Origin of the sequence: Streptomyces sp. WG5, assembly GCF_049974565.1 — a bacterium.
In the GTDB taxonomy this organism is placed as follows: domain Bacteria; phylum Actinomycetota; class Actinomycetes; order Streptomycetales; family Streptomycetaceae; genus Streptomyces.
In genome coordinates this window covers 157,641-174,400 of sequence record NZ_JBNGGC010000009.1, presented here as the reverse complement: position 1 = coordinate 174,400, position 16,760 = coordinate 157,641, and the positions used below count along the sequence as shown (strand labels likewise).

Here is a 16,760-nt window from a genome sequence, read left to right as displayed (position 1 = left end):
CCGTCCCCACCGGCTCACCGTCCGTCCGTCCCGAGGAGCCGGCCGTGGATTCCGAGTCCACCGTCACCACCTGCTACCGCCATCCCGCGGTGGAGTGCCATGTCCGCTGCACCCGCTGCGAGCGCCACATCTGCCCGGACTGCATGCGGGAGGCGTCCGTCGGCCACCACTGCCCCGAGTGCGTGCGGGAGGGGGCGCGGTCGGTCCGGCAGGCCCGGACCCTCGCGGGCGGCCGGGTCTCGGCGACGCCCGTGGTGACGTACGTCCTGTTCGGGCTCAACCTCCTCGTGTACCTGGCGGAGGTGGTGCGGCCGGAGATCGTGGACCGGTTCTCGATGGTCGGTGCGCGGCTGGTCGGCCCGGACGGCGGGCACTACGTCTACGAAGGTGCCTACTTCGGGCTTTTCCGGGCGGAGGGCGTCGCCGCCGGCGAATGGGAGCGGATGCTGACCAGTGCCTTCCTCCACCTGTCGCCGTTCGAGGGCACCTTCGGGATCCTGCACCTCACCATGAACATGGTCGCTCTGTGGCAGCTGGGGCGGGTGGTGGAGCTGATGCTCGGCCGGGTCCGCTTCGTGGTCCTGTACCTGCTGTCGGCGCTCGGTGGTTCCGTCCTGCAACTGGTGCTGGGTGACTCCGGGCAGTCCTCGGTCGGCGCCTCGGGCGCGATCTTCGGTGTGGGGGCCGCGTACTACGTCCTGCACCGCCGTCTGGGCGCGGACATGGCCTCGGTCAACCGTTTCATGGCCCTCCTGCTGTTGTGGCTGGTGGTGTCCGCCGGGTTCACCTCCTGGCAGGGTCATCTCGGCGGCCTGCTGGCGGGCGGCGTGCCGGCCCTGGCCTTCGCGTACGCGCCCCGGGACGGGCGCCGGGTGGCGGTGCAGGCGGGAGCGTGCGCCGGGCTGGTGGTGCTGCTGGCGGTGACGGCGGCGGTCAAGGTGTCGCAACTGACAGGTGGAGGCATTTCCCTATGAGAGGTATTCCCCGATGAAACGTGCCGGTGTGCTGCTCCTCGCGGCCGTTCCCGTGATCGCCACGGGGGTGTACTTCGTGATGCCGACGGACTCGGCCGACGCCCCGGTGGCGCCGCCCGTGTCCACCGCCCAGTCGTCCCGCGAGGACGCGAAGAGCCGGGCGGAGCAGGAGCGGGCGGCGGACGACGCGCTGATCGCCGACCTGCCGCCGGGGCTCGCCGCCCCCGCGAAGAAGGAGCTGGCCCAGCAGCTGGTGTCCAGCGCCGAGAACTCGACCACGAAGTGGCGCACCTCCTACGGCGTCATCGAGGACCTCGGCGACGGGTGCGGCTACACGGCGGGCATCATCGGCTTCTGCACCGGCACGCACGACCTGCTCACGCTGGTCGAGCGCTACACCGAGGCCCACCCGGGCAACGGTCTGGCGGCGTACCTGCCCGCCCTGCGCGAGGTGGACGGCAGCGACTCGCACGAGGGCCTCGACCCCGGTTTCACGGCCGCCTGGCAGGCCGAGGCGGAGCTGCCGGCGTTCCGTGCGGCGCAGGAGGAGGAGCGCGACCGGGTCTACTTCGAGCCGGCGGTCCGCCTGGCCAAGCTGGACGGCCTGGGCACGCTGGGCCAGTTCGTGTACTTCGACGCGATGGTCTTCCACGGCCCGGACACGAGCGCCGACGGCTTCTACGGGCTGCGCGAGCAGGCCATGGGCAAGGCGAAGACGCCGGGGCAGGGCGGCGTCGAGAAGACCTACCTGGACGCCTTCCTGGACGTCCGCCGCGACGCCATGCGGGCCCGGCGTCCGGGGATCGACACCTCCCGCGTCGACACGGCGCAGCGGCGGTTCCTGGAGGCCGGGAACATGAAGCTCGACACGCCGCTGGTGTGGGAGATGTACGGGCAGACGTACCGGCTGCCGTAGGCGCGCATGCGACGGCGCCTGCCCCTTTGTCCGGTCGGGGACAGGGCAGGCGCCATCATGTTCCGCACGCCTTTGTGCGGGACGTTCTTCGGTTGTTCCGTCCGTCAGACCGCGAGGGCGCGGTCCGTCGGGCGGATCGGGGCCGGCAGTTCGCTGGCCCCGGTCAGGAAGCGGTCGGCGCCGCGGGCGGCGGAGCGGCCCTCGGCGATCGCCCAGACGATGAGCGACTGGCCGCGGCCGGCGTCGCCGGCGACGAACACACCCGGCACGTTGGTCTGGAAGTCGGCGTCCCGGGCGATGTTACCCCGTGCGTCGAGCTCCAGGCCGAACTGGTCGACCAGTCCGTTCTCCCGGTCGGTGCCGGTGAAGCCCATGGCGAGGGTGACCAGCTGGGCCGGGATCTTGCGCTCGGTGCCCGGCTTCGGGGTGAGCTTGCCGTCGACGAACTCGACCTCGCTCATGTGCAGCCACTGGACGTTGCCGTCCTCGTCGCCCTCGAAGTGGGTGGTGGAGACGGCGTAGACCCGCTCGCCGCCCTCCTCGTGGGCGCTGGTGACCTTGTAGAGCATCGGGAAGGTCGGCCACGGCTGGCGCACCGCGTCCCGCTCCTCGCCCGGCCGGGGCATGATCTCCAGCTGGGTGACGGAGGCCGCGCCCTGGCGGTGGGCGGTGCCCACGCAGTCGGCGCCGGTGTCGCCGCCGCCGATGACGACGACGTGCTTGCCCTCGGCCGTGATCGGCGGGGCGACGTAGTCGCCCTCCTGGACCTTGTTGGCCAGGGGCAGGTACTCCATGGCCTGGTGGATGCCCTTGAGCTCGCGGCCGGGGACCGGCAGGTCGCGGGCGGTGGTGGCGCCGGCGGCGATGACGACGGCGTCGTAGCGCTTCTTGAGGTCGGTCGCCTTGAGGTCGCGGCCGATCTCGACGCCGGTGCGGAAGCGGGTGCCCTCCGCGCGCATCTGCTCGATGCGGCGGTTGATGTGCCGCTTCTCCATCTTGAACTCGGGGATGCCGTAGCGCAGCAGGCCGCCGATGCGGTCGGCGCGCTCGTAGACGGCGACGGTGTGGCCGGCCCGGGTGAGCTGCTGGGCGGCTGCGAGGCCGGCCGGGCCGGAGCCGATGACGGCGACGGTCTTGCCGGACAGGCGCTCGGGGATCTGCGGGGCGACGTCCCCGGTCTCCCACGCCTTGTCGATGATGGAGACCTCGACGTTCTTGATGGTGACCGGCGGCTGGTTGATGCCGAGGACGCACGCCGACTCGCACGGGGCCGGGCACAGGCGGCCGGTGAACTCCGGGAAGTTGTTGGTGGCGTGCAGGCGCTCCTGCGCGGCCTGCCAGTCCTCGCGGTAGGCGTAGTCGTTCCACTCGGGGATCAGGTTCCCGAGCGGGCAGCCGTTGTGGCAGAACGGGATGCCGCAGTCCATGCAGCGGCTGGCCTGCTTGCTGATGATCGGCAGCAGGGAGCCGGGGACGTAGACCTCGTTCCAGTCCTTGACGCGCTCGTCGACGGGGCGGGTCCGGGCGACCTCGCGTCCGTGGTTCAGGAAGCCCTTGGGGTCAGCCATTGGTCGCCGCCTCCATCATCTTCTCGGTGGTCTCGGTCTCGGAGAGACCGGCTCGCTCGGCGGCGTCCTTGGCGGCGAGCACTGCCTTGTACGTACTGGGGATGATCTTGCTGAAGCGCTCCACGGCGGTGGGCCACTCGGCGAGCAGCTTCTCGGCGACGGTCGAGCCCGTCTCCTCCCGGTGCCGGCGCACGACGTCGTGCAGCCACGCGCGGTCGGTGTCGTCCAGTGCCTCGACGGCGTTCACGTTGCCGGCGTTCACGTTGTCGCGGTCCAGGTCGATGACGTAGGCGATGCCGCCGGACATGCCGGCCGCGAAGTTGCGCCCGGTCTCGCCGAGGACGACCGCGTGGCCGCCGGTCATGTACTCGCAGCCGTGGTCGCCGACGCCCTCGGAGACGACCAGCGCGCCGGAGTTGCGGACGCAGAAGCGCTCGCCGACCTTGCCGCGCAGGAACATCTCGCCGCCGGTGGCGCCGTAGCCGATGGTGTTGCCGGCGATGGTGGAGTACTCGGCGAGGTGGTCGGCGCCCCGGTCCGGGCGGACGACGATCCGGCCGCCGGAGAGGCCCTTGCCGACGTAGTCGTTGGCGTCGCCCTCCAGGCGCAGCGTGATGCCGCGCGGGACGAAGGCGCCGAAGGACTGGCCGGCGGAGCCGGTGAAGGTGATGTCGACGGTGTCGTCGGGCAGGCCCGCGCCGCCGAACTTCTTCGTGACCTCGTGGCCCAGCATGGTGCCGACCGTGCGGTTGATGTTGCGGATGGCGACCTGGGCGCGCACCGGGGCGGCGTCGGTGGCGTCCGTGGCACCGAGCGCGTCCGCCGCGAGCTTGATCAGCTGGTTGTCGAGGGCCTTCTCCAGGCCGTGGTCCTGGACGGCCGTCTGGTGGCGCACCGCGCCCTCGGGCAGCGCGGGCACGTGGAACAGCGGCTCCAGGTCGAGGCCCTGTGCCTTCCAGTGGTGGACGGCGCGGGTGACGTCGAGGGTCTCGGCGTGGCCGACGGCCTCCTCGATGGAGCGGAAGCCCAGCTCGGCGAGGATCTCGCGGACCTCTTCGGCGATGAACCGGAAGAAGTTCACGATGTACTCGGCCTTGCCGGAGAACCGGTCGCGGAGCACCGGGTTCTGGGTGGCGATGCCGACCGGGCAGGTGTCCAGGTGGCAGACGCGCATCATGACGCAGCCGGAGACGACGAGCGGCGCGGTCGCGAAACCGAATTCCTCGGCGCCCAGCAGCGCGGCGATGACGACGTCGCGGCCGGTCTTGAGCTGGCCGTCGGTCTGGACGACGATCCGGTCGCGCAGGCCGTTGAGCAGCAGGGTCTGCTGGGTCTCGGCGAGGCCCAGCTCCCAGGGGCCGCCCGCGTGCTTGAGCGACGTCAGCGGGGAGGCGCCCGTGCCGCCGTCGTGGCCGGAGATGAGGACGACGTCCGCGTGGGCCTTCGACACACCCGCCGCGACCGTGCCGACGCCGACCTCGGAGACCAGCTTGACGTGGATCCGCGCCTGCGGGTTCGCGTTCTTCAGGTCGTGGATCAGCTGGGCCAGGTCCTCGATGGAGTAGATGTCGTGGTGCGGGGGCGGGGAGATCAGGCCGACGCCGGGGGTGGAGTGCCGGGTCTTGGCGACCCAGGGGTACACCTTGTGGCCGGGCAGCTGGCCGCCCTCGCCGGGCTTGGCGCCCTGGGCCATCTTGATCTGGATGTCGTCGGCGTTGACCAGGTACTCGGAGGTGACGCCGAAGCGGCCGGAGGCGACCTGCTTGATCGAGGAGCGGCGCGCCGGGTCGTACAGGCGCTCCGGGTCCTCGCCGCCCTCACCGGTGTTGGACTTGCCGCCCAGCTGGTTCATGGCGATGGCGAGGGTCTCGTGCGCCTCCTGGGAGATGGAGCCGTACGACATGGCGCCGGTGGAGAAGCGCTTGACGATCTCGGAGACGGGCTCGACCTCGTCGATCGGGACCGGCTGCCGGTCGCTCTTGAAGCCGAACAGGCCGCGCAGCGTCATGAGGCGCTCGGACTGCTCGTTCACGCGCTCGGTGTACTTCTTGAAGATGTCGTACGTGCCGGAGCGGGTGGAGTGCTGGAGGCGGAAGACCGTCTCCGGGTCGAACAGGTGCGGCTCGCCCTCGCGGCGCCACTGGTACTCGCCGCCGATGTCGAGGGCGCGGTGGGCGGGCGCGATGCCGCTGGCCGGGTACGCCTTGGCGTGCCGGGCGGCGACCTCCTTGGCGATCACGTCGATGCCGACGCCGCCGATCTTGGTGGCGGTGCCGTTGAAGTACTTCTCGACGAAGGCCTCGTCCAGGCCGACGGCCTCGAAGACCTGGGCGCCGCGGTAGGAGGCGACGGTGGAGATGCCCATCTTGGACATGACCTTGAGGACGCCCTTGCCGAGGGCGTGGATCAGGTTGCGGATGGCCTGCTCGGGCTCGGCGCCGGGCAGGAAGGTGCCCGCGCGGACCAGGTCCTCGACCGACTCCATCGCCAGGTACGGGTTGACCGCGGCGGCGCCGTAGCCGATGAGCAGGGCGACGTGGTGGACCTCGCGGACGTCGCCGGCCTCGACCAGCAGACCCACCTGGGTGCGCTGCTTGGTGCGGATGAGGTGGTGGTGGACGGCCGCGGTGAGCAGCAGCGACGGGATCGGCGCGTGCTCGGCGTCCGAGTGGCGGTCGGACAGGACGATCAGCCGGGCGCCGTTCTCGATGGCGGCGTCGGTCTCGGCGCAGATCTCCTCGATGCGGGCGGCGAGCGCGTCGCCGCCGCCGTGCACCCGGTAGAGGCCGGAGAGGGTCGCGGCCTTGAAGCCGGGCATGTCGCCGTCGGCGTTGATGTGGATGAGCTTGGCCAGCTCGTCGTTGTCGATCACCGGGAACGGCAGCAGGACGCTGCGGCAGGAGGCGGCCGTCGGGTCCAGCAGGTTGCCCTGCGGGCCCAGCGAGGAGCGCAGGGAGGTGACCAGTTCCTCGCGGATGGCGTCCAGCGGCGGGTTGGTGACCTGGGCGAAGAGCTGGGTGAAGTAGTCGAAGAGCAGCCGGGGGCGGTCGGAGAGCGCGGCGATCGGCGAGTCGGTGCCCATGGAGCCGATCGGCTCGGCGCCGGCCTTGGCCATCGGCGCGAGGATGACGCGCAGCTCCTCCTCGGTGTAGCCGAAGGTCTGCTGGCGGCGGGTGACCGAGGCGTGGGTGTGCACGATGTGCTCGCGCTCGGGCAGGTCGGACAGCTCGATCTCGCCGGCCTCGATCCACTCGGCGTACGGCTGCTCCGCCGCGAGCTGGGCCTTGATCTCGTCGTCCTCGATGATGCGGTGCTCGGCGGTGTCCACGAGGAACATGCGGCCGGGCTGCAGGCGGCCCTTGCGGACGACCTTCGCGGGGTCGATGTCGAGGACGCCGACCTCGGAGCCGAGGACGACGAGGCCGTCGTCGGTGACCCAGTAGCGGCCGGGGCGCAGGCCGTTGCGGTCGAGTACGGCGCCGACCTGGGTGCCGTCGGTGAAGGTGACGCAGGCGGGGCCGTCCCAGGGCTCCATCATCGTGGAGTGGAACTGGTAGAAGGCGCGCCGGGCCGAGTCCTTGATGTTCATGGACTCGTGGTTCTCCCACGCCTCCGGGATCATCATCAGCACGGAGTGCGGCAGCGAACGCCCGCCGAGGTGCAGCAGCTCCAGGACCTCGTCGAAGGAGGCGGAGTCCGAGGCGTCCGGCGTGCAGATCGGGAAGAGCCGCTCCAGGTCCGTGGACGAGCCGAACAGGTCGGAGGCGAGCTGGGACTCGCGGGCGACCATCCAGTTGCGGTTGCCCTTGACCGTGTTGATCTCGCCGTTGTGCGCGACGAAGCGGTACGGGTGGGCGAGGGGCCAGGCCGGGAAGGTGTTCGTCGAGAACCGGGAGTGCACGAGCGCGATCGCGGAGGCGAAGCGGCGGTCGGACAGGTCCGGGAAGAAGGGCTCCAGCTGGCCGGTGGTCAGCATGCCCTTGTAGACGATGGTCCGCGCGGACAGCGACGGGAAGTAGACGTCGGCCTCGCGCTCGGCGCGCTTGCGCAGCGCGAAGGCGTGGCGGTCGAGGGTGATGCCCTGCGACGTACCGTCGGTCACGAAGATCTGGCGGAAGACCGGCATGGTCGAACGGGCGGTGGCGCCGAGCATCTGCGGGGCGACCGGGACCTCGCGCCAGCCGAGGACGGTGAGGCCCTCCTCGGCCGCGATCGCCTCGATCCGCGAGACGGCGTCCTCGGTGCCGTCCACCGGGAGGAAGGCGATGCCGACGGCGTACGCCCCGGCCTCGGGCAGTTCGAATCCGGCCACCTCGCGGAAGAAGGCGTCCGGCACCTGGGAGAGGATGCCCGCGCCGTCGCCCGAGTCGGGCTCGGAGCCGGTGGCTCCCCGGTGCTCCAGGTTGCGCAGCACGGTGAGCGCTTGGTCGACCAGGGTGTGGGACGCCTCGCCGGTGAGGGTGGCGACGAATCCGACGCCGCAGGCGTCGTGCTCGTTGCGGGGGTCGTACATGCCCTGCGCGGCAGGGCGAGCATCCATGAAGGACCGGTTCTGGCCACTCGCGGAGTGCTGGGACGGCTGGCGCGGCGTACGCATCGGCTCTCCCGTCGTCGTCATCTGGCTGGGGACCTCCCAGGCCCTTGGGCTCTGGGGGAGCAGTGCCGAGGGACGACGCTGGCCCTCTGCGTGTGCAAAATTTGGTGCAGGTTACATGATGGAGCGGTTCTCGGACAGCGGGATAATCCGTTCCGACATGCGGACACCGAGGGGCGCGGCGGGGGTTCCGCACCCGGCGGTGGAGGCTGTGGGGGCCGTGGCGGACAGATCGATGTCCGTCGGCCCGAGGCGCGGAGGAAGCGTCGTCGCTCACTCCGCGGGTGTGCGGCAGGCCTCATTGCCTACGGCGCTTACGGCTCATGCCCGGGGATCACACACTCGAAACCCGCACGCAACGGTTACTTATGCGTTCGGGCGCATAAGTTCGAGCCGCGCTATCCTACGGCCGTCCCGAACAGGCTGCCCAGGACGTACGTCACACCGGCCGCCGCGCCGCCGAGCGCGAGCTGCCGCAGTCCGCTGTACCACCAGCTGCGTGCCGTGACCTTGGCGACCACCGCGCCGCACAGGAACAGCCCGGCCAGCGCGAGCACCACCGCGGGCCACAGCGCACTGGCGCCGAGCAGGAACGGCAGGACGGGAAGCAGGGCACCCAGCGCGAAGGACCCGAACGACGAAACGGCCGCGACCAGCGGCGACGGCAGGTCGGAGGGGTCGATGCCCAGTTCCTCGCGGGCGTGTATCTCCAGGGCCTGCTCGGGGTCGCGGGACAGCTGACGGGCCACCTCGCGGGCGAGGCCGGCCTCGACGCCGCGGGCCTCGTAGAGCGCGGCGAGCTCGGCCTCCTCGTCCGCCGGATGCTTCCTCAGCTCCCGGCGCTCCACGTCCAGCTCGGCCTCGACGAGCTCGCGCTGCGAGGCGACGGAGGTGTACTCGCCGGCGGCCATGGAGAAGGCGCCGGCGGCCAGTCCGGCCAGCCCGCTCAGCACGACGGTCTGCTGACCGGCCGCGCCGCCCGCGACACCGGTCATCAGGGCGAGGTTGGAGACCAGGCCGTCCATCGCACCGAAGACGGCGGGGCGCAGCCAGCCGCCGTTCACGTCGCGGTGCGTGTGGTTGTCGCGGTGCGCCTCGTGCAGCGGCGCCTCGGTCTCGATGATGGCCATGAGGGCTCCCCGGGAAGCTGGTTTGGACACGTTCTACTTCTCGACAACGCCCAATCTATGCCCGTGATGTCCGCGTCGCCAGCAAGGAAAGGCTGGGCTTACCTGCGGTTTTACCCTCCTGCGCTCATACGTGATCTTGCCTGCACATATGTCGACCGGGTGACGCTGAGGCCTGTGAGGCTGCGCGACGCACCGCACCGGGGACACATCAGCAAAGGGAGAGGAGAGGCCGCATGGCATCCACCGCCTGCATTCCCCCGGCCCCCGCGCCCGGGGACGCCGTCGGACTCCGCGAACGGGCCCGGGGCGCGCTGCTCGGGCTGGCCGTCGGGGACGCCCTCGGGGCACCGGCCGAGAACATGCTGCCCTCCGAGATCCGCGCCCGCTGGGGACGGATCACGGGATACGTGGCCAAGAAGCCGGCCGGCACCGACGACACCGAGTACGCGATCTTCTCCGGCCTGCTGCTGGCCCGGTACGGCTCCGCGCTCACCCCCGGCCATGTCGAGACGGCCTGGCACGAGTGGATCGCGGACCGGGAGGAGGGCCCGTTCCGGGGCGCGGGCTTCAGCGAACGCGGCACCCTGGAGAACCTGCGCCGCGGTCTGGCCGCCCCCGTTTCCGCCCAGCACCGCCACGCCTGGAGCGACGGACTGGCCATGCGGGCCGCGCCCCACGGAGTGTTCGCGGCGGGACGGCCCGCCGAGGCGGCCCGGCTGGTGGCGATCGACGGCTCGGTCAGCCACGACGGCGAGGGCATCTACGGCGGCCAGGCGGTGGCGGCGGGTGTCGCGGCGGCGATGGCGGGGGCACCGACCGTCGCGGTCGTGGCCTCCGCCCTGGCCGTCGTCCCGGACGACTCCTGGACGGCCCGCTGTCTGCGCCGCGCGATGACGGCGGCCCACCTCGGCGAACGCGCCGTCCGCTCCGCCGTGGTCATCGGCGGCTACCCGTGGACCGACCTGGCCCCCGAGGCGGTCGCCCTCGCCTTCGGCGCGTACGCGGCGGCCGACGGCGACTTCACGGACGCCGTGCTGACGGCCGTCAACATGGGCCGCGACGCCGACACCACGGCGGCGGTGGCCGGCGCCCTGGCCGGCGCCTCCCGGGGCGCCGCCGCCATCCCGGCCGAGTGGGCGGCGGCCATCGGTCCGGCCCGCGGCAGCTGCCTGCCCGCGATGGCGGGCCACCACGTGCTGGAGGTGGCCGATCTGCTGACGCGGGACGCGGAGCACCCGCAGGACCGCTCACGCACCGCCCGGGCCTGGGACGGTCCACGGGACGAGAGACCTCGACCCCGCGCCGCCCCTGCCCCTGCCCCTGCCCCTGCCCCTGCCCCAGGAGGGCACGCCGCACGGCTCACCGGTCCCGTACCGGAGCCCGCCGACGGTCCCGTACCGGAGCCCGGCGGCCCGGCGCTCGGACTGGGACCGGTATCGAAGCAGGGGCGGGAGCCCGCACCCGACGACCGGCTCGCACCGGTACCGGGCGGCGCGTCCGCGGAGCACGGCGACGAGCACCCAGGCCACCCAGAGCACCCAGACCACCCAGAGCGCCCACAGCCCGTGGGGCCCGCAAGGCCCGCGCCCCCGCCGTACGGCGACGCGGCGGCGGGGGTGCGGCCGTGAGCAGGTCCCGTGCCGCCGGTGAGGGGCCGGCCACCACCGCGTACGTCGCCCCGCCCGGCGCGCCGGAGCGGTCGGCGCCCGCCGGGAGCGGACACCGGCCGGGGCCCGAGCCCGGGTCCGCCACGCCGGCCCGCACGACGGCGGGGCCCGACCGCATCGAGGGCCTCCTCCTCGGACTCGCCGCGGGGGACGCCGCCGGCTGGCCCGCCGCCCGGCACCGGGCCGCCCGGATGCCCGAGTGGACGCGCCGCCTCACCCGCGAGCTGGACACCTTCGCCGAGCAGAACGCGACCACCACCCTCCCCGTCCCCATCGCCCTCAACCAGCCCTCGGAGCCGCTCCGCCTCGGCCCCTCCGACGACGCCGAGTGGGCCGCGTTCGCGGCGGAAGCGGTGCTGCGGGCCGGGGACGACACCGCGCTCGGCGACCTCAGCCGGGAGCGGCGGATGCGGGCCGCGATCGACCTGACCTGGAACGCCGTCGCCAGCGAGGTGGCCGCGGCGGCGGACCGCGCCCCCGAGGTCGAGTCGGCGGTGCTGCCGCTGCGGGCCCGCATCTCGGTACGGGCCGGGCTCGGCAACCTCGCCACCGGCCTGCGCCCGCCCGCCACCGGCCACGACAACCCGCACTACTTCGACGACGCCGCCTGCGTCCGGGCCTGCGTCCTCGCCGTCGCCCACCCCGGCGCCCCGCGGCTCGCCGCCGACCTCGCCGAGTTCGACGCCCGCTACACCCAGGACGGCGACGGCGTGCACGGCGCCCGCGCCATGGCCGCGGCACTGGCGTGCGCCCTCGACGGCGCCGGCGTACGCACCTGTGTGGCGGCCGCGCTCGCCGAACTGCCCGAGGAGACGGAGATCGGCCGCAACGCCCGCCTGGCACTGGCCCTGGCGACGGACACCGAAAGCACCTTCGCGCTCGTACCGCTGCTGGAGCACAGGATCGTCGATCACGTCTACAGCTACGGCATCGCCGCCGCCGAGACCGTCCCGGTCGCCCTCGCCCTGGCGACCGCCGCCCGGGGCCGCGTCGCGGAGGCGGTACCGGCGGCGGCCTGTCTCTCCAGGGTCGCGGACTCCGCTCCCGCACTGGCCGGCGCCCTCACCGGCGCGCTGGGCGGCGGCACGTCGGTCCCCGCGTCCTGGAGGGAGGCCTGCCGCACGCTCCCCGGCTGCGTACTGCCCCGCCTCACCGGCACCGACCTGGTCGAACTCGCCGGACTCCTGCACGCCACGCAACCGTCCCGGCGAGGACCACGAGAACCACGAGAACGACCAGAAGGCCGCACAGGCTGCGAAGACCGCGACACGACATGAGGACGCGACACGACATGAGGACATCCGGAACAGCGGAAAGCGGCACGCCGGCCCTGGAGGAGCGCGTCACCGGCGCCCTCGTCGGCGCGGCCGTCGGCGACGCGCTCGGCGGCCCGGTCGAGGGCTACTCCCCCGAGCAGATCCTCGAACGCCACGGCGGTCGCGTCCACGGCGTCGTCGGCCCCTGGAACGGCGGCGCCTGGCGCACCGCCCGCCCCATCGCCCCGTACCACAAGGGCGACGGCCACGTCACGGACGACACCCTGATGACCCACGCGCTGGTACGGGTGTACGACACGGTCCGCGACCACCTCGACGCCTACGCGGTTGCGGAGCACCTGGTCCCGGACCTGGTGACCACCCCGCGCTGGATTCCGGAACTGGAGGCGGAGGCCCTCCCGCTCCAGCGGATCTTCCTGGCGGAGAAGTGGCTGGTGGCGAGGATCCACTACGGCCACGTGGACCCGCGCGAGGCGGGCACCGGCAACATCGTCAACTGCGGTGCCGCGATGTACATGGCCCCGGTCGGCCTGGTCAACGCGGGCCACCCGGCGGGCGCCTACGCCGAGGCGCTGGACGTCGCGGGCGCGCACCAGTCGTCGTACGGCAGGGAGGCGGCCGGTGTCCTCGCGGCTGCGGTGGCCGCGGCCTGCCTGCCCGGCGCGACACCGGAGTCGGTGGTGGCCGCCTGTCTGTCCCTGGCCAAGGACGGCACCCGGGCGGCGATCGAGGCGGTCTGCGAAGTGGCCTCGCGGTACACGGACTTCGAGTCGGCGCTCGCACCGCTGCGGGACGCGGTGGCCCCGTACGACACGGTGGGCGCCGACTACCGCGCGCCCTCGCTCGGCGCCCGCCGCCCGTCCCGGCTGCACGCGATCGAGGAACTGCCCGTCGCCCTCGGCATGCTGCTCGTCTCCGGCGGCGACTACCGGCACGCCGTCCTCGGCGCGGTGAACTACGGCCGGGACTGCGACTCCATCGCCACGATGGCGGGCGCGCTGGCCGGGGCGCTGGGCTCACCGGTCCCGGAGGACTGGGCGAAGACGGTCGCGGAGGCGAGCCGCCTGGACCTGTGGCAACCGGCGTCGGTACTCACCGCGGTGGCCCGGGAGGTCTTCGAACGCGACGTGACGCGGCGCCGCGCGCACGAGCGGGCGTTCACCGCGATCGGAGGTGCGGGATGCTCCGGCTGACCTGGGTCCAGCCCGAGGACCTCGTCGGCCACGAGGTGCGCCAGGCGGCGCTGGACGGCCGGGACGCGTCGTCGGTCGCGGCGCGCTGGCGGGCGGCGGGCGGCTGCGAGGCCCCCGCCCGGGCGGGCGCGTCCGCCCGGCCGGCCCCCCGCCGCCTTCGGCTGCTCGCGGAGGACCTGCTGGACGAACTGTCCGGCCTGCCGAGTCCCCTGGCCGACGCGGAGCCCACGGACCTGGACCGGATCAGGGCCCTGTGCCCCGACTGGCCCGCGCCCCGCGCCTCGGCCGTCACCGTGTCCCGCCCCCGCCTCGAAGCCGCCTGGCTCGGCCGGGCCGCCGGCTGCCTCCTCGGCAAACCGGTCGAGAAGCTCCCCCTGACCGGGATCCGGCTCCTCGCCCGGGCCGCCGGCAACTGGCCCCCGACCACCTACTTCACCGCCCGGGGCGTCCCCGCGGACCTCCTCGCCGCCCACCCCTGGAACCGCCGCTCCGCGCCCACCTCCCTCGCGGAGAACATCGACGGCATGCCCGAGGACGACGACCTCAACCACCCCCTCCTGGGCCTGCTGCTCCTGCAACGCCACGGCAGGGCCTTCACCACCGCCGACGTCGCCCGCCTCTGGCTCGACGAGCTCCCCGCCGGCCGCACCTTCACCGCCGAACGCCTCGCCTACCGCAACCTCCTCACCGGCCTCGAACCCCCGCACACCGCCCGCCACCGCAACCCCTTCCGCGAGTGGATCGGCGCCCTGATCCGCGCCGACGTGCACGGCTGGACCCACCCCGGCGATCCGGCCGCCGCGGCCGCGCAGGCGCACCGCGACGCCACCCTCAGCCACACCGCCAACGGCGTCTACGCGGCGATGTTCGCGGCGGCCGTCATCGCCACCGCCGCGACCGGCGCCCACGACGTCCACGCCTGCCTGCGCGCGGGCCTCGCGGTCGTACCGCCCGGCTCCCGCCTCGCGGCAGCCGTCCGCCACGCCGTCCGCCTCGCCGGGACGCACACCGACTTCGACACGGTCGTGGACGCGCTCCACGCCCGGTACTCCCCCACCCACCACTGGGTCCACGCCGTCCCCAACACGGCCCTGATCGCCGCCGCCCTCACGCACGCGGACGGCGACTTCACCGGCTCGGTCTCCCGTGCCGTGTCCGGCGGCTGGGACACCGACTCCAACGGCGCCACCGCCGGCAGCGTCGCCGGCCTGCTCGCCGGTTCCCCCGCCGCCCTGCCCGAGCACTGGACGGCCCCGCTGAAGAACCGCCTGGCCACCTCGGTCGGCGGCTTCGACGGCACCGGCTTCGACACCCTCGCCCACCTCACCCACCGGGAGGCCACCCGCCCATGCCCCAGCCCCACGTGACCCCTGCCCCCGCCTCCCCGGCTCTCCCGGCCTCCCCGCTGACCGGTCTGCGCGTCCTCGACCTCGCCACCCTCTTCGCGGGTCCGCTCGCCGCCACCCTGCTCGGCGACTTCGGCGCCGAGGTCGTCAAGGTCGAACACCCCGACCGGCCCGACCCCTCCCGGGGCCACGGCCCCTCCAAGGACGGCATCGGCCTGTGGTGGAAACTGCTGGGCCGCAACAAGCGCACGATCACCCTGAACCTGTCCAGGCCCGCCGGCCGCACCACGCTCCTCCGCCTCGCCGCGACCGCGGACGTCGTCATCGAGAACTTCCGGCCGGGCACCCTGGAGAAGTGGGACCTGGGCTGGGACGAACTGTCCGCCGTCAACCCCCGCCTGGTCCTCACCCGCGTCACCGGCTTCGGCCAGTTCGGCCCGTACGCGCGCCGCCCCGGGTTCGGCACGCTCGCCGAGGCCATGAGCGGCTTCGCCGCGATGACCGGCGAGCCGGACGCCCCGCCGACGCTGCCGCCGTTCGGCCTCGCCGACTCGATCGCCGCCCTGGCCACGGCGTACGCCGTGATGACCGCGCTGGCCGCCCGCGAGCGCACCGGCGAGGGCCAGGTCGTCGACATGGCGATCATCGAGCCGATCCTGACCGTGCTGGGCCCGCAGCCCACCTGGTACGACCAGCTCGGCCACGTCCAGCCGCGCACCGGCAACCGTTCGCAGAACAACGCCCCGCGCAACACCTACCGCACCGCCGACGGCACCTGGGTCGCCGTCTCCACCTCGGCCCAGTCGGTCGCCGAGCGCGTGATGCGCCTGGTGGGGCGCCCGGAGCTGATCGACGAGCCCTGGTTCGCGTCGGGCGCGGACCGGGCCCGGCACGCCGACGTGCTCGACGCGGCGGTCGGCGACTGGATCGCCCGGCACAGCCGCGCCGACGTGCTCGCCGCCTTCGAGAAGGCCGAGGCGGCGGTCGCCCCGGTCCAGGACGTACGGGACGTGATGGCCGACCCGCAGTACCAGGCCCTCGACACCGTCACCACCGTCGACGATCCCGAACTGGGCCCGCTGCGCATGCAGAACGTCCTCTTCCGGCTCTCCGCGACCCCCGGCGCGATCCGCTGGGCGGGCCGCCCGCACGGCGCCGACACCGAGGAGGTGCTGACCGAGCTGGGCCTCACCCCGGCGGACGTGAAGGAACTGCGCGAGGAGGGCGTCGTATGACCGCACCCCCGCTGACCTGGCTGTACGCCCCCGGGGACCGGCCCCGGGTGGTCGCCGGGGCGCTGGCCGCCGGTGCCGACGTCGTCGTGGTCGACCTGGAGGACGCGGTCGCCCCGGACCGCAAGGCCTACGCCCGCGAGGCCACCGCCGAGCTGCTCACCGAGCCGCAGCCGGTGCCGGTCCACGTCCGCGTCAACGCCCTGGACGGGCCGCTCGCCGCGGCGGACCTGGCGGCACTGGCCGCGCTGCCCGGGCTGTCCGGGCTGCGGCTGCCCAAGGTGACGTCCCCCGAGCAGATCACCGGCGTCGCGGCGGCCACCGGCGGGCCCGCGCTGTACGCCCTGATCGAGTCGGCCCTCGGCGTGGAGCGGGCGTACCTCGTCGCCCGCGCCCATCCGTCGCTGCGCGGCATCGCCCTCGGCGAGGCGGACCTCCGCGCCGACCTCGGCGTACGCGGCGACGCCGGCCTGGACTGGTCGCGCTCGCGCGTGGTCGTGGCCGCGCGGGCGGCCGGCCTGGCGCCGCCGGCCCAGACGGTGCATCCGGACATCCGGGACCTCGAGGGCCTGGCGGCGTCCTGCGCCCACGGCCGTGCCCTGGGCTTCCTGGGGCGCGCCGCGATCCACCCGCGTCAGTTGCCGATCATCGAGCGGGCGTACCTGCCCACCGAGCGGGAGCTGGAGGAGGCGGAGACGATCGTCAAGGCGGCCACCGCTCAGCCGGGCGCGCTGGCGCTGCCGGACGGGCGGTTCGTCGACGCGGCGGTGGTGGCGACGGCCCGGCGAACCCTGTCGCTGGCCCGGCGGCCCGCCCTGTCCTGACACACGCCGAGGGCGCCCGGAGAGTCCCGGGCGCCCTCG

10 protein-coding genes and 1 pseudogene are annotated in these 16,760 nt (G+C 73.5%); 8 read left to right on the top strand and 3 right to left on the bottom strand.

What is annotated here, in order from left to right:
• The first annotated feature begins 44 nt into the window (after positions 1-44).
• On the top strand, positions 45-974 hold the full coding sequence (locus tag ACP4IX_RS11900) for a rhomboid family intramembrane serine protease (RefSeq protein ID WP_426555453.1): 930 nt from the start codon (positions 45-47) through the stop codon (positions 972-974).
• 13 nt (positions 975-987) lie between these two features.
• Entirely contained in the window at positions 988-1,890 is a 903-nt protein-coding gene (locus ACP4IX_RS11895) for a chitosanase (protein WP_426522875.1), read from the top strand.
• Between the two features lie 104 nt (positions 1,891-1,994).
• Here ACP4IX_RS11895 and ACP4IX_RS11890 read toward each other — a convergent pair whose 3' ends face one another.
• The 3 genes from ACP4IX_RS11890 to ACP4IX_RS11880 all read right to left on the bottom strand — a co-directional run bounded on the left by ACP4IX_RS11890 (position 1,995) and on the right by ACP4IX_RS11880 (position 9,182).
• Positions 1,995-3,458 carry a glutamate synthase subunit beta gene (locus ACP4IX_RS11890; RefSeq protein ID WP_426522876.1) on the bottom strand — a complete coding sequence of 488 codons (1,464 nt, stop codon included), beginning with the start codon at positions 3,456-3,458 and terminating at the stop codon, positions 1,995-1,997.
• Positions 3,451-7,998, bottom strand: coding sequence for a glutamate synthase large subunit (gene gltB / locus ACP4IX_RS11885; RefSeq protein ID WP_426555487.1), 4,548 nt, complete (start codon positions 7,996-7,998; stop codon positions 3,451-3,453). Before gltB ends, ACP4IX_RS11890 begins: the two co-directional genes overlap by 8 nt.
• A gap of 452 nt (positions 7,999-8,450) precedes the next feature.
• A complete protein-coding gene (locus tag ACP4IX_RS11880; protein ID WP_426522877.1) occupies positions 8,451-9,182 on the bottom strand; it encodes a VIT1/CCC1 transporter family protein in 732 nt (243 codons plus the stop codon).
• Between the two features lie 233 nt (positions 9,183-9,415).
• On the opposite strand from ACP4IX_RS11880, the pseudogene ACP4IX_RS11875 reads away from it, so the two are divergent.
• The 6 genes and pseudogenes from ACP4IX_RS11875 to ACP4IX_RS11850 all read left to right on the top strand — a co-directional run.
• A pseudogene (locus ACP4IX_RS11875) lies at positions 9,416-10,399 on the top strand (ADP-ribosylglycohydrolase family protein); the annotation flags it as partial.
• Positions 10,400-10,806: 407 nt separating this feature from the next.
• Positions 10,807-12,126, top strand: a complete 1,320-nt coding sequence (locus ACP4IX_RS11870) for an ADP-ribosylglycohydrolase family protein (protein WP_426555452.1) — start codon at positions 10,807-10,809, stop codon at positions 12,124-12,126.
• 14 nt (positions 12,127-12,140) lie between these two features.
• Positions 12,141-13,319 carry an ADP-ribosylglycohydrolase family protein gene (locus ACP4IX_RS11865; RefSeq protein WP_426522879.1) on the top strand — a complete coding sequence of 393 codons (1,179 nt, stop codon included), beginning with the start codon at positions 12,141-12,143 and terminating at the stop codon, positions 13,317-13,319.
• Positions 13,307-14,686 (top strand): ADP-ribosylglycohydrolase family protein, encoded by a 1,380-nt coding sequence (locus tag ACP4IX_RS11860; protein WP_426555451.1) that lies wholly within the window; start codon positions 13,307-13,309, stop codon positions 14,684-14,686. The genes ACP4IX_RS11865 and ACP4IX_RS11860 overlap by 13 nt, the downstream gene beginning before the upstream one ends.
• Positions 14,668-15,900: a CaiB/BaiF CoA transferase family protein gene (locus tag ACP4IX_RS11855; RefSeq protein WP_426555450.1), complete on the top strand. Its 1,233-nt coding sequence runs from the start codon at positions 14,668-14,670 to the stop codon at positions 15,898-15,900. Before ACP4IX_RS11860 ends, ACP4IX_RS11855 begins: the two co-directional genes overlap by 19 nt.
• Positions 15,897-16,721, top strand: coding sequence for an HpcH/HpaI aldolase/citrate lyase family protein (locus tag ACP4IX_RS11850; RefSeq protein ID WP_426522882.1), 825 nt, complete (start codon positions 15,897-15,899; stop codon positions 16,719-16,721). The genes ACP4IX_RS11855 and ACP4IX_RS11850 overlap by 4 nt, the downstream gene beginning before the upstream one ends.
• The last annotated feature ends 39 nt before the right edge of the window (positions 16,722-16,760 follow it).

What these genes read in the sequence shown, in the direction of transcription:
- ACP4IX_RS11895 (WP_426522875.1), top strand. Translation starts at nt 988, where the DNA reads ATGAAACGTGCCGGTGTGCTGCTCCTCGCGGCCGTTCCCGTGATCGCC.
- ACP4IX_RS11890 (WP_426522876.1), bottom strand. Translation starts at nt 3,458, where the DNA reads ATGGCTGACCCCAAGGGCTTCCTGAACCACGGACGCGAGGTCGCCCGG.
- gltB (WP_426555487.1), bottom strand. Translation starts at nt 7,998, where the DNA reads ATGGATGCTCGCCCTGCCGCGCAGGGCATGTACGACCCCCGCAACGAG.
- ACP4IX_RS11880 (WP_426522877.1), bottom strand. Translation starts at nt 9,182, where the DNA reads ATGGCCATCATCGAGACCGAGGCGCCGCTGCACGAGGCGCACCGCGAC.
- ACP4IX_RS11865 (WP_426522879.1), top strand. Translation starts at nt 12,141, where the DNA reads ATGAGGACATCCGGAACAGCGGAAAGCGGCACGCCGGCCCTGGAGGAG.
- ACP4IX_RS11860 (WP_426555451.1), top strand. Translation starts at nt 13,307, where the DNA reads ATGCTCCGGCTGACCTGGGTCCAGCCCGAGGACCTCGTCGGCCACGAG.
- ACP4IX_RS11855 (WP_426555450.1), top strand. Translation starts at nt 14,668, where the DNA reads ATGCCCCAGCCCCACGTGACCCCTGCCCCCGCCTCCCCGGCTCTCCCG.
- ACP4IX_RS11850 (WP_426522882.1), top strand. Translation starts at nt 15,897, where the DNA reads ATGACCGCACCCCCGCTGACCTGGCTGTACGCCCCCGGGGACCGGCCC.